Here is an 18,216-nt window from a genome sequence, read left to right as displayed (position 1 = left end):
GGTTGCTCATGAGCGTACTACTGAGATAGCCATTCTTTAATCTCTTGCTTTAATTCTTTGCTTGTTTTTTTAGGTAATACCAAATCAAAACCGTTTATTCTTTTTAATATCACTTTAGCGGTTTCGTAACTGCCACTGTGCTTTAAAAAAGCATTGAGCAATTGTGTTTCGGTTGGCTTTAAATCTTCGACGCTTTCAATAGGCAAGGTTTGACGTTCATAAAAGTGAACGTTGTCTTCCTCTAGTTTAATCCCTTGTGTGGTTAGGCCATACATAACCAAAGCCGATTGCGTACCGCTGGCTTTATCTTGTTTGTTGCCTTGGCGTATTAGTTTGAATTCATTTTTAAACCAAAAATGGCGCACATCTTTTGTGTCAGCAAAGCTAGAGCCAATATAATCGTATTGGTGTTGCTTGCAGTGCAGCGTAACCGCTTTTAAAAGCTCGCTGCCTAGGCCGCAGCGCTGAATATTCTCAAGTGTTGCGATGCGTACAATACGCGCTCCCTTTAAATCCAATGCCTTTAATGCGCCCATATGATGAGTCATTACCTGCGGCATTAAGTGACCCTTTGGTCGGCGATAACCGTTTAATATATCTTGGTGTAAATTTTCATGGGAGCTTGGGCCATTAGCAATTGGCCCTTCGTCATTAAACAAGCACACGCTGATAACATGCTGCGTATTGTTAAGGGTGATCATCTGTGCAAATAAATGCAGGCCTGGCGCGTCGAGTAAATCACGTAGGTCGCTGGGTTTGGTTTGATAATGCGCTTGTACCAAAAGCGCAAAGACTTGCTTAAGCAATGCCGGCGATTCGCTTAGGGTATCCTTGGTTAAATGCATGACAGTCAGTGCATTAAACGCTTGCTTGAGCTCTGTGTGTGAAAAGGCAAGGGCAGAAGGTTCGCTGTCGAGGCAAAATGCATCGAATAGCCAGCTCTCGACAGGGTCGTCTTTGCTATAGCGCATGGGCTCAGTCAGGGTGTGTTGTTGCCATGTGAATTCGCTATCGGCGGCCAGTTGATTAAGGTGCTGAAAAAAACGAATTTGAAAGCCCTTGCCAGTGCCTTCGTAACCATGAGTGGTGGTGGCCAAAATAAGGTGCTTAAAGTGCTGACTCCACTGCATTAGCTGGCCAATGGGCAAGCTGGCGGCTTCATCAATGAACACAATGTCGCCTGGGTTGGCGGAGTCCATCAGACGCTCCGGCGCGACAAACTGCAAAGTATGTTTAGTGGCTTCGCTCAAATGCTTATAAACCGAGCTGGTGGATGCTTTATTAGGCGCACATATATAATAGTTTATACCGTTATCTTCTGATGAGTTTATCAATGAATCGGCCAGCATGCCCAGTAGGTGTGATTTGCCGCGCCCGCGGTCAGCGGTGATCACGTGAAACGATTGACTTGATTTAGCGCTTTTATCTGCCGAATTACTGATTTTAGTTGCAAAGTTGATGCTTTCTAATGTGCGTTTAAATACACTTTTCTGCTCTAAATTGGCATTAATATGTGTTTTTGTGCTTATATATTTATTGCTGGGATATGTGCTGACGGTATCGAGTAGTTCGTTCAGACTTTTCGGATTGTATTGCTCAAGCATGAGTACGTTGTGGTGAGCTGCGCAGCTTAATAAACGCTTAATTGTGTGCTCGTTATTGCATTGATCTTCATACCCTAAGCTGGTGCGCCCTTTGGCGAATTCATCACTAAATAGGGGGTAATCTTTTAATGGGGGCGTTAGCAAAAACAAAAAACCGCCGGGCAATAGGGTGCCGCTTATGGCAGTGAGGGCATCTGGGAATAAACCGTGGTGAGCATCAAATACCACATTATCACTCTCGTAGCCCAATAGTGTATTGGGCTTACTCGCCTTAGTGCAGGTGAGGTAAGCGTGTTTAAGTTCCGCCTGACCTACATAGATATTGTGTTTAAACCCGCACAGCCAAGGATTAAGCAGTTGCCAAGCCCAATGATGATCACCGGCCAGCCAAATCACCTGTCTATGTTGGCGTGCTTTATTGTTGGCGGAAAGCTGTGACAACCATGACTGCATAATAAAGGGGGATTACCTGTTACTGGGTTTATAGAATCTGCTAGAATCCGCCCCAATTGTAACTAAGTTTGTAGGCTTTGCATGCGTTTAAGTGATGGTGATATCGAAGCGGCACTAGAAAGTGGCCATATTAAATTGACTCCGCAACCGGATCAAAAGGCGATTTCGGGTATCAGTGTCGATTTACGTTTGGCGAATAGCTTTCGCGTATTTAGTAATAACTCGGTACCGTTTTTAGATTTATCGGGTGATCGTGATGAGTTAAACAAAAATATCGACCGCGTAATGGGTAAAGAAATCACCATTGACGGTAATAATGCCGACGATGCACTATTTATTCACCCAGGTGAATTGGTGTTGGGCTCAACATTAGAATCGGTTGAAATTCCAGATGACCTAGTAGGCTGGTTAGATGGCCGCTCAAGTTTGGCGCGCTTAGGTTTAATGGTGCACGTAACCGCAGGGCGAATTGACCCCGGTTGGAAAGGGCAGGTGGTATTAGAATTCTACAACCTTGGTAAGATGCCATTAGCGCTGCGCCCAGAAATGATTATTTGTGCGTTATCGTTCGAGACATTATCAAGCCCTGCACAGCGCCCGTATCGTTTGCGTGAGAATGCTAAATATCGCAATCAGCAAGGTGCTATTTCATCGCGCATGGGTGATGATTAGTTTTTGATTTAGCAGGGTAGTTAATAGTGCTAAAACTAAAGCCCGCTGATGTGGGCTTTTTTGTGTTTGCTGTATTCATGAGTAATGTTTGTTTTCTGGTTCAGAAAAAACAAATCATGCAGAATGAGCATCCGAATGATTAACGTGTTATGGCCGTAGGCAGATTAAGATGATAATTGACAATGCAAACTACGAGATTAAAAAGTAATGGCATCAGTGCTTCTGCTTTACTATAGCCTCCTAGGGATGGGTAAAGTAAGAGCGAGTATGAATTAAGGCTGAATAAACGTCATTGCGATTAATAAATATAATGAGGGCGATATGAAAAAATTAATGATCAAATACTTACCTAAACACACTGCCAGCTTACGACGTTAGGCCTCATAGGATAAACGGATGATTCCAATAGAAACGATTAGTTTATTTGTGATTGCATCAATCGCGCTGTCATTGTCACCAGGCCCCGACAATATATTTGTTCTAACACAGTCTGCTATAAATGGGCGAAAAGCAGGTGTATTGATAACCCTTGGCTTATGCACGGGCTTATTGGTTCATACCGCTGCTGTGTCACTGGGTGTGGCCACTATTTTTAAAACGTCAGAATTTGCGTTTAATTCGCTTAAAGTTATAGGTGCGGTGTACCTGCTGTATTTGGCATGGCAAGCATTCAGATCGGGCGCCGTTAAAACGAGTGAGGTGCCGAATGTGCAAGCTAGTTGGCAGCAGCTATATTTACGTGGCGTCGTCATGAATATAACTAACCCTAAAGTTGCGATATTTTTTTTAGCGTTCTTACCTCAGTTTGCAGACCCTTCCGTCGGTTTGGTTTCGGTTCAAATGATTGTTTTTGGTTGCTTGTTTATCGTCACGGCACTTTGCATTTTTTGCCTGATTGCATGGTCAGCTGGTTTTCTTGGGGAATGGTTGAAGCATTCCGATCGTGCTCAAAAAATCATAAATACAATAGCGGGTACTGTATTTGTCGGTTTAGCTATTAAATTAGTTATAAGTGAAAGATAAATTTAATTATAATGGGCTAACCGAATCACTTAATCAGCCGCTAAACATATGTTTATTAGAGTAAATTATTGAGGATAAATACTAATGAGTGAAGTATTAACGTTTGGCTTAATAGCCTTGCTTTTGGTTATCTCACCTGGCCCGAATGGTGTATTAATATTAAAAACAGCATCATCACAAGGGCGTACGCCATCAATTTTGAATATATTCGGGTTGACGACGGCAACGTTTTTTCATGGTGCATTTTCAATATTTGGTCTTTCTGCGCTATTGATGCAATCAGCTGAACTATTTCTAGCCGTAAAAATACTAGGCGCTGGGTATTTGTTCTATATGGGGGCAAAAGCAATTATCAGCTCTTATAAAGCACCTATTAGTGAAGCAGAAGCATTATCGGGTAAAAAAAGAAAGGGAATAGGGTATTTTAATGAAGGCTTTATAACTCAAATTCTAAACCCTAAAGTGTCTATATTTTATTTGGCGGCTTTCCCTCAATTCATATCACCTGCTAACTTTTCGTACGGGTTGGCGTTTCTTTTGGTTGCAATACATGCCGCTATTATATTTTTCTGGTTTGTAGGGGTAACGTACGCAATAAATATAATAAAAACATCGGCTAAAAATACAAATATTGGGCGTTGGGTTCAACGAATAGCAGGCTCAGCTATGATTTATTTTAGCTCAATGATTCTTACGCAAAAATAAAGCATAAGCTTATTATGATTGGCAGTCAGGATGTGCAGGGATATTCCATCTCAGTGCGTTTTTTGTTGTGATGTATAAATTAAATTAGAAAATTCGCATTGATTTTAGTAGGGTGATAGAACTAGTTGTGTATTGTAAAAGCCATTGCGCTTGCAGATGAGTTGGTGGCTCTATAACTTAAAGGGTGAAGATGATCAATTATCCGAACCTCCTATTCGTGGTTTATTAGCAAGTGAGATACACCTTAATAATAATTCTCAAGATTCTGAGATTGAAATTCAATTAACTGGCTCTAAAACATGACAATTGATCGCAATTAAAGACCCAAAGTGTTCTCTATATGTAGAGCAGAAAAACAGAATAACTATCCATGGAAAAAGTGAGCACTCAGACCTGTGCTGTTAATATTATTTAATGAACCCATGAGTAGATGAAGAAATATTTAGCATGCTTCATAGTCTATGTTTTCAGGTGTTATTAAGGGATATAAAATGAATTGGACACCTATATCTGAATTGGAAATTTTGGATACGATAAATACTTCGTATGAACGAATGAATCTCAAACAGCGACGCATGTGGGATGCGATTAAAATCCCCCCTGTAAAATGGAGGCAAGATCCATATGCAAATGAGGGGGCTGGTTTTTGGGTGGTAGCATTAATAGGTTTAACTGTTATTTGGTTTAATGACATTGAAGATGGTTTTAATCGTTCATCCTTTATTGAATATGGTGTTATTGATAATTACTTTTGCAATCAAGACGAACTTGAGTGGCAGGTGCAAGGTGTAATTAATCAAGTCGAATAAGGTTAAGCCTTTAATTGTTGTTCCGATGCTTTGAATAGATCGCTTAATGGTGCTACCAATATATTAGTATTCTGGGCCGCCTACTGGCATAAGTTATGGTGTGAGTGTGAAAATTGAATATTAGTGATGGCTTAAGAGTATTTCTAAATAATGCTTTGGTTAAAGGTAAGCGTGATCGGTATATTGGGTTCTTATCTAGCAATAAAGGGTGTATGAAGTTTTCTAAGTCCTTGAGTCATGATTTTATCAAATGTCTCGATAGAGGCTTTTTTACGAGCAACTTTCAAAGTGGTTTTTTGAATCAGCCGGGCGATTTATATTGTGCAAACGTAGTTGGTAATGATTCTTCGTTATCCATGATAGATCTGTATAATAAGGCTCCATGGGAGGGTGGTTGGTTGTTGCTAAATAAAACTGGAGAGATCGCAATATACAGAGCAGAGGGGGTAATCGATGGTGAGATTTACATTTCTCTCTGTTAACAATATTAAGTATGAGTTGTGTGACCTGACACTTTGTTCAGTTTTTACGGAGTATCCTGTGACTTTAGGTTTATATGTATAGTAACTATTTTGAAGGTGGTGAAGTTAAGCCTGAATACACAAAAACGTTTATAAGTATCTTTGATGGCTGGCTTGGAGAAGGTGATCTTCATAAGCTTGATAAAGTCACAGTCTGTGAGTGGGAGCGGTTTAGTAATTTTATACGTAGAATTTCTCAAGCTCATGAAGTTCAAGTAGTGGATTTTGAAACAGAGTCCTTTATTCAAGTTACTAATATAGAGTTGTTATCTAGTCATGATGAGTCAAAAAATAAAACCTCGGCTGAATTTACTAGAATATTCATTCCAGCTCTTGATTGTATAATCACTGAAGATTGGGATTACACCTATATACTTTGGTGTAAAAATCTTAATTCTATAGATATATTGAAACCTTTGATTGATGAAGTTGGTTTGTTCAGTTTTCGAGATTAAAAGAGAATAAAGTAAGAGTGGGTAATTTGTATGAGGGAGCCTAATGCCGACACCATATAACATGGCATTTGCATGCTTAGATTGCCGAAAGTCGTTTAAGCGTGAGTTTAATCTTGCCAAAGAGTGCCCTAGTGAACTGAAGTGTTCAGATTGTGGTGGGCTTGCTTATAATTTTGGAAGGCATTTTAAAGCACCAAAGAAAAACCATATGAAGCAGTGGAAAAAGATAAGGTTTTTATTTGAACATGGTTTTAGGTTTCAGAAAATTCGTCCAGTGAAAAATTCAACGGAATCAGTCCCATATCCTGAAACATTAGATGCAGCAAAAGAATTTGTAATAAAATACGAGTCCTATGCATTTAAATAAACATATTATGGCTAGGCTTGTTATTTTATCACTTGTTCGAGTGTGCTGTGTTAGGTCTATTCTGTGCTTCAGCTTACTATTAAAAAGTAGTCTTTTACGGTGTAAATGCAGCAATAATAATGCTTGAAAGCGATACTCATCAGTTGGTGGTGTTCTACTATATATGTAAATAAAAATAAAGGTTGTAGAAATAGACATTCAACTTCAAGTGTTAGACGGAAATATTAAGATTGCATTCTTTGTGAAATAAATTCATTCCATTCCTATCATAAATCCCTGAGTTATATATTACAAAGCCATCTGTCTAACCTATAAATTCCGCTGTAAGGTTTTACATATTAACTTTGTACTCACTTTACCTTACAAGTGTGAATATCCAGTACTAGTGTAAGCGTTCAATAAACCCCAACTAGCTATTGAGTAAATCCACGTTCCACGGCAACGACGCCTCAATATCTTCAAGGGATTTCGCTTGAGGCAATTTTGTAAAAACCGTTTTCAAGTACGCATAGGGCTCAAGGTCATTGGCTTTTGCCGTTTCGATCATGCTGTAAAGCATAGCGCTGGCTTTAGCGCCTTTTTGACTATCGCTGAGTAACCAGTTTTTTCGGCCGATGGCGAATGGTCGGATGGCGTTTTCTACTGGGTTGTTGTCGATATTTAAGCGGCCGTCTTTTATGTACTCGGTGAGCTTTTGCCAGTTTTTGCTCATGTAGGATAAGGCTTCACCTGTTTTGCCTTTTGGTAAAGTGTTTTGTAGGGTTTTATCTAGCCATGCTTTTATTTTTTCTAATTGCGGCTTGCTCTTTTCTTGTCGAGCTTGGTATTTCTCTTCCGTGCTGTTATCTTTTATGGTTTTTTCTATTGCGTATAGCTTTGCGATCATTTGCACAGCCATGTCGGCTTTGCTAATTTTGCCTTTTTTGCTCGGAGCGACTTTTTGTGCATTGATGAATTTTCGCCTGGCGTGTGCGAAGCAGCCTAGTTGAATAATGTCCTTTGAACGGGCCACGGCATTATAGCCTGCGTAATCATCGGTTTGCAGGTAGCCTTTAAAATCAGGCAGCAGTGATTGCGCCACATCCGCCCTTCGGCTGCTGGCGTAATCGAATAGAATTATTCTTTGGTTGGGATCGCCCGTTCCTGATTGAGAGAGCCTGACCCACATGTAACTTTTGTTTTCTGCTTTTTTATCTGGTTCTTTTAATACTTGAACGGGGGTTTCATCCATGTGGATATAACCACTGGATAAAAATTGATCATTTAGTACATTGTAAAGCGGTTGCAGCAGTTCGCTGCACTTGATCATCCAGTTAGCTTGAGTGTTTCGTGGTAAATGAATGCCCAGACGATTAAAAATCGTTTCCATTCTATAAAGTGGTAAGGCATCTTGGTATTTGGCCACAGCAATATGAGCAAGCAAGCCAGGGCTGGCGTTGCTTTTTGTAATGGGTTGCGCCGGTAAATCGGCAACCAGCATCTTACCTTCGCACGTTTTACAGGCGTATTTTTTACGACGATGTTGTAATACCTGAACCACCGCTGGAATAATATCCAACTGTTCGCTGACTTCGTCAGCAATGTGTGTTTTTTGACATCCGCAGTCACATATTTTTGCTTCTTCGCTAATGTCATGCTCAATCACAATGCGTTCAAGTTCTTTTGGAAGAGGCTTGCGGCCGGATTTCTTTTTTGTTTTTTCTTTTGAGGTGGCTTGTTCAATTTCAATATCGGCAGCACCAAAAGCATTTAAATCCGCTTCGTCGGTGCTTTCAACTTCCGCTTCGTCAAACAGCTCGGCTTGATCAGGGGATTTTTCGCTACTTTTACCGAATCGATTACCTTGGAAAAGTTTGACTATTTCTTCTAAGCGCTGAATATGCCCGTGCTGATCAACCAGCAGTTGCTTGAGAACTTCAACATCATCAGGAAGTTGATTTTTATCCAGTGTTTTCATGCATTGGATTATACCAAAACATCAGTTTAAGTTTTCATAAAATAGCGATTGGTGAGGTTTACCACTGAAAATATTCAAACCATCAAGCAGTTGATTGAGGCGATAGCCTGAAATCTCACAGGGAGTGGATGAAATATCCTTCAGCCACTTAAATTTTTGTTTCTCTAAGCGCTTATACCAGAGCACAAATCCATTTTTCTCCCAGTAAAGGATTTTTATTTTATCTCGACTGCGATTGCAAAAGACAAATACCGCATCCTGCATGGGGTTTAGCTCTAAATTATTTTCAACTAGCGCAGCCAAGCCATCGATAGAATTACGCATATCCACGGTGCCTGTGTATAAATACGCTTGAGTGCTTTTGCTAGGTCGGATCATAAAGTAAACCTACGCGGTCAAGCTCTAATAATAAGAACGGTATCTCACTAGAATCTAGAGTGAGGCGAGCATGACCAATTTGAATGCAGGACTCAGATTTTGATTCTAAAGCCTTAAAAGGAATGAATGCAGTGCTAGGTGTTTCTGATTCTCGAAGTTTTTTAAGCCAATAATGCAGAGTATGGATTTTGATATTGCGCTGTTGGCAGAATACTTTTTGGGTTAGATCGCTGGATTGATATTCGGCGATTACTGTTTTCCAGTGTTCGATGTTGCTCATGGCTTGCCCTCAATGATTTGAGGGCAGTATGCGATGGAGAAATTGGCGTTGTAAGTTGGGGTTTATTGAGCGCTTACGTACTAGTGAGGCCTTTCTTTAGACGTAAAAGATAGAAGCTAATGTTTTATATTTAGCAAGATTCGGGTCGAAGAAATAGAGCCCTGTATTTATAGTCTTCACATCATGAAACAAATAGGAATTGATGATGGGACGATTATTAAATAAAGTCGCGATTGTTACTGGTGCAAGCTCAGGTATTGGCTATGCGACAGCAAGGCTATTCGCAAAAGAAGGCGCAAAAGTCATTATTGCAGCCCGGCGCCAAGAAAAACTAGATGCGCTAGTCACACGGATCACGCAATTAGGTGGTAGCGCCATCGCATTAGCTGGTGATGTTGTGGAGGAGAATTACGCTAGGGCATTGGTTGATCTTGCTATACAGGAATATGGTCGCCTTGATATTGCATTTAATAATGCCGGTACACTGGGTGCCTCTGGCTCAACACCCGATATCACGCTAGAAGCATGGAATGATACCATTAACACAAATCTCAATAGCGCGTTTTTAGGTGCTAAATACCAGATACCCACCATGCTAGAATCCGGTGGCTCTCTTATTTTTACCTCCTCATTTGTGGGGCACACAATAGGGATGCCACAAAAGGCCGCTTACGCGGCGAGTAAAGCAGGGGTGATTGGCTTGGTTAAAGCGCTGGCCACTGAATATGGCTCTCATGCCATTCGGGTAAATGCGTTGGTGCCCGGCGGAACAGATACACCAATGGCGGAAGAATTTGGCACTGCACCGGAAGTGGTTGAGTTTGTTAGGCAAATACATGCCCTAAAGCGTACCGCTGCACCAGAAGAGATGGCAAAATCGGCGCTATATCTTGCTTCGGATGACTCAAGTTTCACAACGGGCACTGCTATGCTGGTTGATGGTGGTGTGTCTATTAATAAGACTTAAATAAATTGTTGATATGCACAACGAATGTAAAAAAGGTTAAAAAATGGCTGATACTCAACACATAAACTATGAGCGTATTGCAGCTGCTATCGACTATATAAAGTTGCATTTCAAAGATCAGCCATCTTTAAATGAAATTGCCGGTGTGGTTGGTTTAAGCGCTTTCCACTTTCAGCGTTTGTTTTCGCAATGGGCGGGTGTTAGCCCTCAAAAGTTTATTCATTATTTAAGTATTGAATATGCCAAGCAATTATTAAAAGACAACCAATCAACGTTACTTGATACCGCTTATGAAGCAGGATTATCCGGTACAAGCCGATTACATGATTTATTTGTCAATATTGAAGGCATGACCCCAGGAGAATTTAAAAACGGGGGCGAAAATCTTGTGATCAACTACTGCTTTGCTGATAGCCCGTTCGGAAAACTGATCGTAGCTTCTACAGCCAAAGGCATATGCCAAATGTGTTTTGAAGAGGATGAAGCTCAAGCACTATCTAATTTGAAAGCTCACTTTCCTAATGCTAAATACCACCAAGTGGTGGATGCATTTCAACAGAGCGCGTTACTTATTTTTCAAAAAGATTGGCAGCAGCTTGATCAAATTAAATTGCATCTCAAGGGTACGGATTTCCAATTAAAGGTGTGGGAAAGCTTGCTGAAAATCCCTTTGGGTACGGTTTCTACTTATGGTGCAATGGCTGAGAGTATTGATAGACCAAAAGCGTCAAGAGCAGTAGGGACAGCAATAGGTCGTAATCCGGTGGCATTTTTAATTCCAATGTCATAGGGTCATTCAGGCGAGTGGTAATCTTGGTGGTTATATGTGGGGTGAGACACGAAAATCAGCCATTGTGGGCTGGGAAGCAGCGAAGGTTAATACTTAAAAATAAACAAAATGGCTATAAAGATGAAAGCAGTTATTGAGTAGCAATGCTATTTAATATGTGAAATGTTGCTGATTGATATCAAAAAGTGATTATAGAATGATGTCTTTTCGCTTGGTTGTCAGGGCATGCTTGGGAATACATAAACCATGAAAGACTCGAAGGCGTTTTGGGATGAATCGGCAGAAAAGTATATTAGCGGTGCCACCGCCATTTGTCATGCGCCTCATGTGAAGCATGTTGTTGGTACGGATATATCTGACAAGATGATAGAGGCGGCAAAAAAGAGGGCGATCGAGGCTGGAGTAACAAATATTACATTTCAGCAGGGTACGTTAGATAACCTGACATTCAAAAATGAAAATTTTGACGCTGTTTTGGGCTTGAATGTATTGCATCTTTTGGAAGATGTCGATGATGCGATTATTGAAATTTATCGCTTGCTAAAACGTAATGGTGTGTTTATTTCAAGTACATCGTTAATAGGGGAGATCAATTTTGCCTTTCGGTGGTTGATCTCTGCGATGCAGTTCTTTGGTTTAGCGCCTTATGTTAACCGTTTTACTAAAAGTCAGCTTATTTCTAAATTATTGACGTCTGGCTTTGTTATTGAGCGAGAATGGCAGGTTAGTTATGAGTCTGTCTTCATTGTCGCAAGAAAAATCTAGTTGCGATGTTGAGTCAAAGCAAATCATTTATTTTCTCTGCTCTTTTCTCTTTTCTCTTTTGTTCTCTGGTGTTGTTTCTGGCGCTTCGCTTGTTTAAAGCGATCGCTTGGCCCAGTGCCAGTCTAGTGCTGTGACGCCTATGTTCGGCTGCCGGTTGTTCCATATCTAAAGTACACATTACTAGCTATTGAAAAAATATGTGTATTTATGCATATTGATCCATATTTATTAATCAATATGTATAAATAAACGGTTTATTTGTTTTATTTTAATTACCTGATCAGGCTATCAGCTCAGTACTGGCGAGCCTTGGAGAGGTGTGTCGGTGAGCAAAGCCATACTCAAGGGGCATTGGCTGACATAAGCTGAGGCGCGGCGCAAAACATTGAGCTTGATCAGCTACTATTTTGTTTAAATATTTATTTTAACTTGAATAAATATGTGTATTTATGCATATTGATCTATATTTACTAATTAATATGTACAAATAAGCGGTTTATTTATGTTATCTGAATTACCTGGTCAGGCTGTCAACGCAGTGCTGGCGCGCCTTGGAGAGGTGTGTCGGCAAACTCGTATTGAGCAAAGCCATACTCAAGCAGAGCAAGCGGCATTGGCTGAAATCAGCTTACGCGCGGCGCAAAACATTGAGTCTGGTCAGTCTGGGCAAACTGCAATTTTGTTTAAATACCTATTCTCATTGGGCTTGCTTGATCAAATTCATACGGCCTTGCCAGACCCTGATGCCGTATCGCCCATTGAGCAATTAGCAATGGATAAGGCAAAGCCTAAAAAGCCGCAGCGAGTGACGAAGCCTAAGATGGCAGGTAAGCCTAAGCCAAAATGGGGTGATGAAAAACCAGCCAGTGCGCGGCCTATGGCGGGTAAGGATGATAACTAATGGCCATTGAACTTGCAGAGGTGGTGTTGTGGGGCACAACCATTGCCGTTGTGCGCTGGGATGAACAAGCCAGTGTTGCTGACTTTCAATACACGCCAGAATTTCAAAACTTTGGTATTGAATTAGCGCCAGTCGCTATGCCTGTACGGGCCGCGCCGTATCGGTTTGCCAACTTAAACAAAGAGACCTTTAAGGGTTTACCGGGTATGTTGGCTGATGTGCTGCCTGATAAATTTGGTAATGCCTTGATTGACCAGTGGTTAATCAAACAAGGTCGCAGCCCATCTGATTTTAATCCTATCGAGCGTTTATGTTATACCGCTGACCGTGCCATTGGTGCGTTAGAGTTTAAACCGACCCCAAGCGATATTTTGACCACGACGAAGGCTCTCAAATCGAGCTGGATAAAATGGTGCGCTTGGCCAGTTTAGTGTTGCAAAAAAAGCAGTTTGAAATTGACAGTCATGACTTAGATGGCGAGGCACTCGAACAGATCTTACAGATAGGGACATCCGCTGGGGGCGCTCGTGCAAAAGCCATTATTAATTGGAATGAGTCCGAAAATATTATTTTACCAGGCCATGTAAAACCGCAAGCAGGGTTTGACGGCTGGTTAATTAAATTTGATGGCGTGAGCGAAAATCGAGATAAAGAATTGGCTGACCCATTAGGCTACGGCCGTATTGAATATGCGTATTATTTGCTTGCACAAAAAGCAGGCATTGAAATGATGGAAAGTCGGTTATTAGAAGAGGGGAATCGCGCCCATTTTATGACTAAGCGTTTTGATCGCGTTGATGGTGATAAATTACACATGACCAGTTTATGCGGTTTAGGGCATTTTGATTTTAATGACCCAACCTCTACCAGTTATGAGCAGGCCTTTGTATTGGCAAGACAATTGAAAACTCCCCGTGAGCATGTGGCGCAATTATTTAAACGCATGGTGTTTAATTTGGTGTTTCGTAACCAAGATGATCACACTAAAAACATTGCGTTTTTAATGGATCGTAACGGTGATTGGCAATTAAGCCCAGCGTTCGATGTGGCGTATAGCTATAACCCAAAAGGATTGTGGACGTCTAAACATCAAATGAGCGTTAACGGTAAACGTGATGATTTTATCTTGAGTGATTTGTTGTCAGCGGCCGAGCAGACGGGTTTATCTAAGCAAAAAACAAAACAAATTATTGATGACGTGTTGGCGTGTTTACAGTTTTGGCCTGAATGTGCAGAGTTGGCTGGTGTGAAACGCGAGATGATGGTTTCGATTGGCAGTACATTCAGATGGTTTAATTGATCTTCTTTTTGCTTTTAGCGTCGAATTTTATTGATTTTTTCTAGTGAGTGCGTGAAGCTAAATTTTTAAGCTCACATAAAAGCGTGTTTGCGTCTGTGTTTTTTTGTATCGCAAACCAAAGTATAGATAGGTATTCCATTTGGAGTTTTGCATGATGGAGTTGAGTTAACGAATATTCACCATAAAAAGCTAGAAGCTGCTCTTCTTCTTGTGTGTTTAGTTTTGCGCTGTCACTGAACACAGCCAAGTCCCATATTGGGTTGCCACGTCCTGCGTATTCCCAATCAATTAAATGCAGCTTTCCGTCGGAGTCTTTGATCCAGTTATGAATATTGGTGTCCATGTGGCACAAGGCAGTTTGTGGATTGTCTATTTGTAATGCGTCATCAAGTATTCGTTTGAGTCTTAAGGCCTCAGGTGTATTGATGCTTGGTTTAGGTAATATTTGTTGCCAAAAATATTCGGCGCGCTCAATAATATCCACGCTTGGCCAGTGTGATTTTATTGGTTGCTTGTGTGCTTGTCTTAATATTCTAGCAATGCTGGCCAGTTCATTGTTGATGTTAAAATCATGTGCTTCTAGCTCGGCTAATGTGTGGCCATCAATGTAAGGGCGCACCCAATATTTAAAGCTAGGTTCTTTGTACAAAATAATAGGGCAAAGGTCTAATGCGCTAATACTTTCGACTATTTCATATTCACTTTTGTGGTCAATATTGAGCGATTGTGCGTTACTCGCATTAATGCGAATGACAAATTGTTGAGGTGTTTCTAAGACTGAGTTTTGTGGAGTAAAGTCTTGTGTATCGCTACTGTGTATAAGCGATAGTCTAACTTTGCTAAGGGTGACCAGCCAGTTTTCGTTCGTTAGACCTTGTTCTAGTGGTGTAAAGGTACAAGCTGCTTGATTACATTGGTTTAAGATTGGCCATAGCGACCAATCTTGTAATGCTTCATTAAGGGCTTGTGACTCTATTTTCATATTTATGCGGGCTGTGCTTGGTTGTTGTTTGTTTGTGCTTTGTATATTTTTAGCCATGCAGCATAACCGAAGACTACCATAACCACATATACGGCCATGAGTAGCGCGGTTAAATATAACTCGCGATCTATGTATAAATATATGGCTAAAGCATCAATGACAAACCAGTAAATCCAATTTTCAAGTACTTTTTTTGCAACCATATACGTTGTGACTACTGCACCCCAAGTGGTAAATGAATCTAGGTAGGGCATGACAGCAGTCGTGTTTTCGCTTAATAAGAAGCCACTTATGAGCGTCATGACGAGTACGCCACCAATGGTAAGTGTATGCTGTTTTCCAGTCCATGTGGTAATGGGAAGCTTAGGTGTTAATGAATTTTGCATTGCGGAGTTTTGTGGCTTTTTGTTCCAGATGTACCAGCCGTATATTGCCATAGCTAGGTAATACACATTTAATGCGGACTCCATAACTAGACTGACATCAAAAAACAACCAACTAAAAATAGCCGTACTGCCGAAGGCTGCATACCAGCATAGGCTGTTTTCACGCATGGCTAATACTAAATACGCAACGCCGAGTAATACAGCGATGACTTCCCAGTAGCTCATGGCCTGCGCGGCGGAGATGACACTTTGGATAAACGTATCGGCGAAAGATGTGGGTGCTTGAATATCAGCTTCCATAATTAGACCTTAGTTGTCGCCATGTGGATTAAGTGCAGGGTCTAGATTCGCACCAATAAATTTGCACGCAAAAATCGCTTTACCAAATTGCTCATATGAGCGTTTCATTTCTTTACTTAAAATAGACATGACTAAATCGTATTCGCCAAAAATTTGCGTGCTCATGGTGTTGCCCACCACGCTGATGCCATCGGTGGCATTTAAGCGATCGATGAAATCTTTAATGGCCGGAATGTAATCATCGGCCAATGGATATTTGCTGATCTCAACGGATAGTTCCATGTGGGCTCCAGTTTTGCGTTAATGTAGTAGGGCAGGCATTGCCTGCCGAGGTTTTTGTCGGGCGGTGCCCGACCTACGGTTTGTTAAAAATGCTGAGTGGCTTGAATAGTGATTAAGCGTGGCGCAGCAAGTTGAGTGTAGGTTTTTGCAGCGTAACCGTCTCGTGGGTCATTACCAAAGTAGAACCCTTTAACAGCATAGTCTTCATCCGTTAAATTGTGGCCATGTAAACTTATGCTGCTATTGCCTTTGGTGTAGCTGAGTGCGGCATGCCAAAGTTGATAGCTTTCTGATTTTTGGTCGTGGCTATTAGAAAAGTAATAGGTGTCTTTGTATTCTGTTTCTAATCGCAGTTTTATTGATTCTGTAAAGCTAATATTTAAAGCGGTTGCACCTGATATTTCCGGTGCGTGTGCTTGCGAGCGGCCATCTTTATCAATTGTAATAACGTTGCCGTTGCTATCTTCTGATTTGAAACTGTAATTGTTTAGTTTGGTTTTTAGGTAGCCAAGTGATAATTCCCAAGAGAGAGTCTTATTAATTAACCAGTTACTTTCAATTTCTAAACCATAGTTTTCGCCTTCAGCGGCATTGGCAAAGTAGTCTTTAAACTTAGGCTTTGAGTCTTCGTAATAAAGGAATGACTGTTTAACTTGTTGGTCTTCTCTTTGAATATAAAAGGTTGCAACACGCGTTTGCAGTGAGTCATCTAGCAAGCTTGATTTTAATCCGACCTCTAAACTATTGTTAGTTTCGGTTTTATAGACTTTATCATCTGATGGTATGTTCGTATCACGGTTGACGCCGCCAGCCTTAACGCCTCGAGCCAATTGAATGTAAGTCATTTGATAAGGGGTGATTAAATTCTCAAATGTGAGTCTTCCGCTCCAGAGTGTTTCGCTCTGATCTTCTGTGATTGTATTATTATCTTTGAAATCAAATGTCCATTCTTCTAGTCTTATGCCATAAATTATCCGTGACTGTGCGTTAAAGTTCGTGGTTAGCTCTGAGTAAACAGCAGTGGAGTTGTTGTCAATTGAGCTGTTGTAAGGGTTGTCTAAAAATGTGTAGTTTCTGTTAAGGCTTTCTTCTCTGTCCATGTAATAAAAGCCGACGACCCAGTCTGTTGAGTTGTTAAAAATTTGACCGTCTTGCCCTGATAATAAGCGGATGTCTAAGTGTTGGTTAGTGTAGTCGCGGCTGTATTGATCATAGCCACTATAGCCATCGAAATCAGCGAGGCATGTGTTCAGTATTGTGCATGGGTCAGGCGTGTACGTTGGATCATCATCTAACCATGTATATTGACCAAAAGCCCAGTCATCATCATAAGCGTAAGTGCTTTCGGTATTACTTATGGCCGCTAGAACCTCAAGGTTGAGTGTATTGTTGATTTTTGATTGCCAATTAATAGAAAACGCATTGGTGTTTTGTGAATCTTCACCGGGTTGATCAGAGTAAGTGTTTCGGTTGTTGTCTAAGCTAAATGCATCGTAACCGTTATCAATGTCTGTACTGAACAATGAAACGTTAATATTGTTATCCGGGTTAACTTGCCAAGCTAGTTGGGCACGAGCGATAACTTCATAAATGTTGTTAGTGTCATCTTTGTTTAAATGGATATTTTCCATGTAACCATCAGACTTAACTTGATTAATAGCAAAGCGTGCTTGTACCTTTTCGGATAGCGAGCCAGAAATAGCCCCGCCTAAACCTTGAGTATTATAATTACCAAGCTTACCTTGAACATAACCTTCGGTTTCTTTGGTTGGTTGTTTGCTTTTAATATTAATGGCACCTGCCAGTGCGTTTGCACCGAAGGCTGTACCTTGTGGGCCACGCAAGATTTCCACTTGATCAATGTCAAATAGGGTGGCTGCGCCGCCTAAGCCTGTCATGTCAATGCCATCGATGATTAAGCCAACGGATGGATTGACTGGGTCGATAAACTGGCTGCGCTCACCAATGCCGCGGATCTGAAAGAAACGCGCACGTGATGCACCAGCAGCAAAGTTAACGTTCGGGGCTAAAGATAAAATGCTTTCTAGGTGGTCGGCATTACGATCTTGAATGTCTTCTTCGCCCACAACTGTAATAGATGATGGAATTTGCATTAAATCTAATTGGCGAAAATCAGCGGTGACATTGACGGTGTCTAACTGAGCACTTTGGTCGGCTTGTTTGACGGCATCGGTAATTTGACTGCTAACGTCAGTGGGTTGTGCAGCTAGGACAGAAGCACTCAACGTGCATATGAGTGAGGGTAAAAAAATCGGGGTTTTCATGGGTCTTTTCCAAAATATTGAATAAGTCCCGGTT

General features: G+C 41.0%; 22 protein-coding genes. 14 read left to right on the top strand and 8 right to left on the bottom strand.

From position 1 onward, the window contains the following. Positions 1 to 17: 17 nt before the first annotated feature. The gene (locus tag ACU6U9_RS17200) at positions 18 to 2,045 is read right to left on the bottom strand and encodes a GNAT family N-acetyltransferase (RefSeq protein WP_446736230.1); all 2,028 of its coding nucleotides are present in this window, start codon (positions 2,043 to 2,045) and stop codon (positions 18 to 20) included. Positions 2,046 to 2,138: 93 nt separating this feature from the next. On the opposite strand from ACU6U9_RS17200, the gene dcd reads away from it, so the two are divergent. From dcd to ACU6U9_RS17165, 7 genes are all read left to right on the top strand, one after another. Further along, positions 2,139 to 2,729: a dCTP deaminase gene (gene dcd / locus ACU6U9_RS17195; protein WP_446736229.1), complete on the top strand. Its 591-nt coding sequence runs from the start codon at positions 2,139 to 2,141 to the stop codon at positions 2,727 to 2,729. 396 nt (positions 2,730 to 3,125) lie between these two features. Next, positions 3,126 to 3,752 carry a LysE family translocator gene (locus ACU6U9_RS17190; RefSeq protein ID WP_446736228.1) on the top strand — a complete coding sequence of 209 codons (627 nt, stop codon included), beginning with the start codon at positions 3,126 to 3,128 and terminating at the stop codon, positions 3,750 to 3,752. A gap of 84 nt (positions 3,753 to 3,836) precedes the next feature. Next, positions 3,837 to 4,457, top strand: a complete 621-nt coding sequence (locus tag ACU6U9_RS17185; protein WP_446736227.1) for a LysE family translocator — start codon at positions 3,837 to 3,839, stop codon at positions 4,455 to 4,457. A gap of 156 nt (positions 4,458 to 4,613) precedes the next feature. After that, positions 4,614 to 4,760, top strand: coding sequence for a hypothetical protein (locus ACU6U9_RS17180; RefSeq protein WP_446736226.1), 147 nt, complete (start codon positions 4,614 to 4,616; stop codon positions 4,758 to 4,760). Positions 4,761 to 4,948: 188 nt separating this feature from the next. After that, positions 4,949 to 5,266, top strand: a complete 318-nt coding sequence (locus ACU6U9_RS17175) for a hypothetical protein (protein WP_446736225.1) — start codon at positions 4,949 to 4,951, stop codon at positions 5,264 to 5,266. A gap of 556 nt (positions 5,267 to 5,822) precedes the next feature. Beyond that, complete coding sequence (locus tag ACU6U9_RS17170) at positions 5,823 to 6,242, top strand: hypothetical protein (protein WP_446736224.1); 420 nt, start codon at positions 5,823 to 5,825, stop codon at positions 6,240 to 6,242. A 43-nt stretch (positions 6,243 to 6,285) separates the two neighbouring features. Continuing rightward, positions 6,286 to 6,609, top strand: a complete 324-nt coding sequence (locus ACU6U9_RS17165) for a hypothetical protein (RefSeq protein WP_446736223.1) — start codon at positions 6,286 to 6,288, stop codon at positions 6,607 to 6,609. Positions 6,610 to 7,018: 409 nt separating this feature from the next. On the opposite strand, the gene tnpC is transcribed toward ACU6U9_RS17165, so the two are convergent. From tnpC to tnpA, 3 genes are read right to left on the bottom strand one after another with little or no spacing between them, the layout of a single operon-like run. Next, positions 7,019 to 8,566, bottom strand: a complete 1,548-nt coding sequence (gene tnpC, locus ACU6U9_RS17160) for an IS66 family transposase (protein WP_446736222.1) — start codon at positions 8,564 to 8,566, stop codon at positions 7,019 to 7,021. 21 nt (positions 8,567 to 8,587) lie between these two features. Then, on the bottom strand, positions 8,588 to 8,944 hold the full coding sequence (gene tnpB / locus ACU6U9_RS17155; RefSeq protein ID WP_446736221.1) for an IS66 family insertion sequence element accessory protein TnpB: 357 nt from the start codon (positions 8,942 to 8,944) through the stop codon (positions 8,588 to 8,590). Continuing rightward, entirely contained in the window at positions 8,931 to 9,224 is a 294-nt protein-coding gene (tnpA, locus tag ACU6U9_RS17150; RefSeq protein ID WP_446736220.1) for an IS66 family insertion sequence element accessory protein TnpA, read from the bottom strand. Before tnpA ends, tnpB begins: the two co-directional genes overlap by 14 nt. 202 nt (positions 9,225 to 9,426) lie before the next feature. On the opposite strand from tnpA, the gene ACU6U9_RS17145 reads away from it, so the two are divergent. The 7 genes from ACU6U9_RS17145 to ACU6U9_RS17115 all read left to right on the top strand — a co-directional run bounded on the left by ACU6U9_RS17145 (position 9,427) and on the right by ACU6U9_RS17115 (position 13,947). Beyond that, entirely contained in the window at positions 9,427 to 10,191 is a 765-nt protein-coding gene (locus tag ACU6U9_RS17145) for an SDR family oxidoreductase (protein WP_446736219.1), read from the top strand. Positions 10,192 to 10,234: 43 nt separating this feature from the next. Then, the gene (locus ACU6U9_RS17140) at positions 10,235 to 10,981 is read left to right on the top strand and encodes a methylated-DNA--[protein]-cysteine S-methyltransferase (RefSeq protein ID WP_446736218.1); all 747 of its coding nucleotides are present in this window, start codon (positions 10,235 to 10,237) and stop codon (positions 10,979 to 10,981) included. Between the two features lie 4 nt (positions 10,982 to 10,985). Beyond that, positions 10,986 to 11,078, top strand: a complete 93-nt coding sequence (locus ACU6U9_RS17135; RefSeq protein ID WP_446737193.1) for a hypothetical protein — start codon at positions 10,986 to 10,988, stop codon at positions 11,076 to 11,078. Positions 11,079 to 11,227: 149 nt separating this feature from the next. Then, positions 11,228 to 11,746: a class I SAM-dependent methyltransferase gene (locus ACU6U9_RS17130; protein WP_446735891.1), complete on the top strand. Its 519-nt coding sequence runs from the start codon at positions 11,228 to 11,230 to the stop codon at positions 11,744 to 11,746. A 502-nt stretch (positions 11,747 to 12,248) separates the two neighbouring features. Then, positions 12,249 to 12,647, top strand: coding sequence for a hypothetical protein (locus tag ACU6U9_RS17125; RefSeq protein ID WP_446735892.1), 399 nt, complete (start codon positions 12,249 to 12,251; stop codon positions 12,645 to 12,647). Continuing rightward, entirely contained in the window at positions 12,647 to 13,078 is a 432-nt protein-coding gene (locus ACU6U9_RS17120) for a HipA N-terminal domain-containing protein (protein ID WP_446736217.1), read from the top strand. Before ACU6U9_RS17125 ends, ACU6U9_RS17120 begins: the two co-directional genes overlap by 1 nt. Further along, entirely contained in the window at positions 13,057 to 13,947 is an 891-nt protein-coding gene (locus ACU6U9_RS17115) for a type II toxin-antitoxin system HipA family toxin (RefSeq protein ID WP_446736216.1), read from the top strand. Before ACU6U9_RS17120 ends, ACU6U9_RS17115 begins: the two co-directional genes overlap by 22 nt. Before the next feature lie 40 nt (positions 13,948 to 13,987). Here ACU6U9_RS17115 and ACU6U9_RS17110 read toward each other — a convergent pair whose 3' ends face one another. The 4 genes from ACU6U9_RS17110 to ACU6U9_RS17095 all read right to left on the bottom strand — a co-directional run bounded on the left by ACU6U9_RS17110 (position 13,988) and on the right by ACU6U9_RS17095 (position 18,182). Continuing rightward, positions 13,988 to 14,986, bottom strand: coding sequence for a phosphotransferase (locus tag ACU6U9_RS17110; protein WP_446736215.1), 999 nt, complete (start codon positions 14,984 to 14,986; stop codon positions 13,988 to 13,990). Further along, positions 14,932 to 15,615, bottom strand: coding sequence for a nicotinamide riboside transporter PnuC (pnuC, locus tag ACU6U9_RS17105; protein ID WP_446736214.1), 684 nt, complete (start codon positions 15,613 to 15,615; stop codon positions 14,932 to 14,934). Before pnuC ends, ACU6U9_RS17110 begins: the two co-directional genes overlap by 55 nt. A gap of 9 nt (positions 15,616 to 15,624) precedes the next feature. Further along, on the bottom strand, positions 15,625 to 15,897 hold the full coding sequence (locus ACU6U9_RS17100; RefSeq protein WP_446735895.1) for a hypothetical protein: 273 nt from the start codon (positions 15,895 to 15,897) through the stop codon (positions 15,625 to 15,627). An 83-nt stretch (positions 15,898 to 15,980) separates the two neighbouring features. Further along, entirely contained in the window at positions 15,981 to 18,182 is a 2,202-nt protein-coding gene (locus tag ACU6U9_RS17095) for a TonB-dependent receptor (protein ID WP_446736213.1), read from the bottom strand. Between the last annotated feature and the right edge of the window lie 34 nt (positions 18,183 to 18,216).

The sequence above is a fragment of the Pseudomonas sp. HK3 genome (assembly GCF_052920985.1).
Note: the sequence above shows the minus strand (reverse complement) of the source record. Positions and strands in the feature narration are given on the sequence as shown.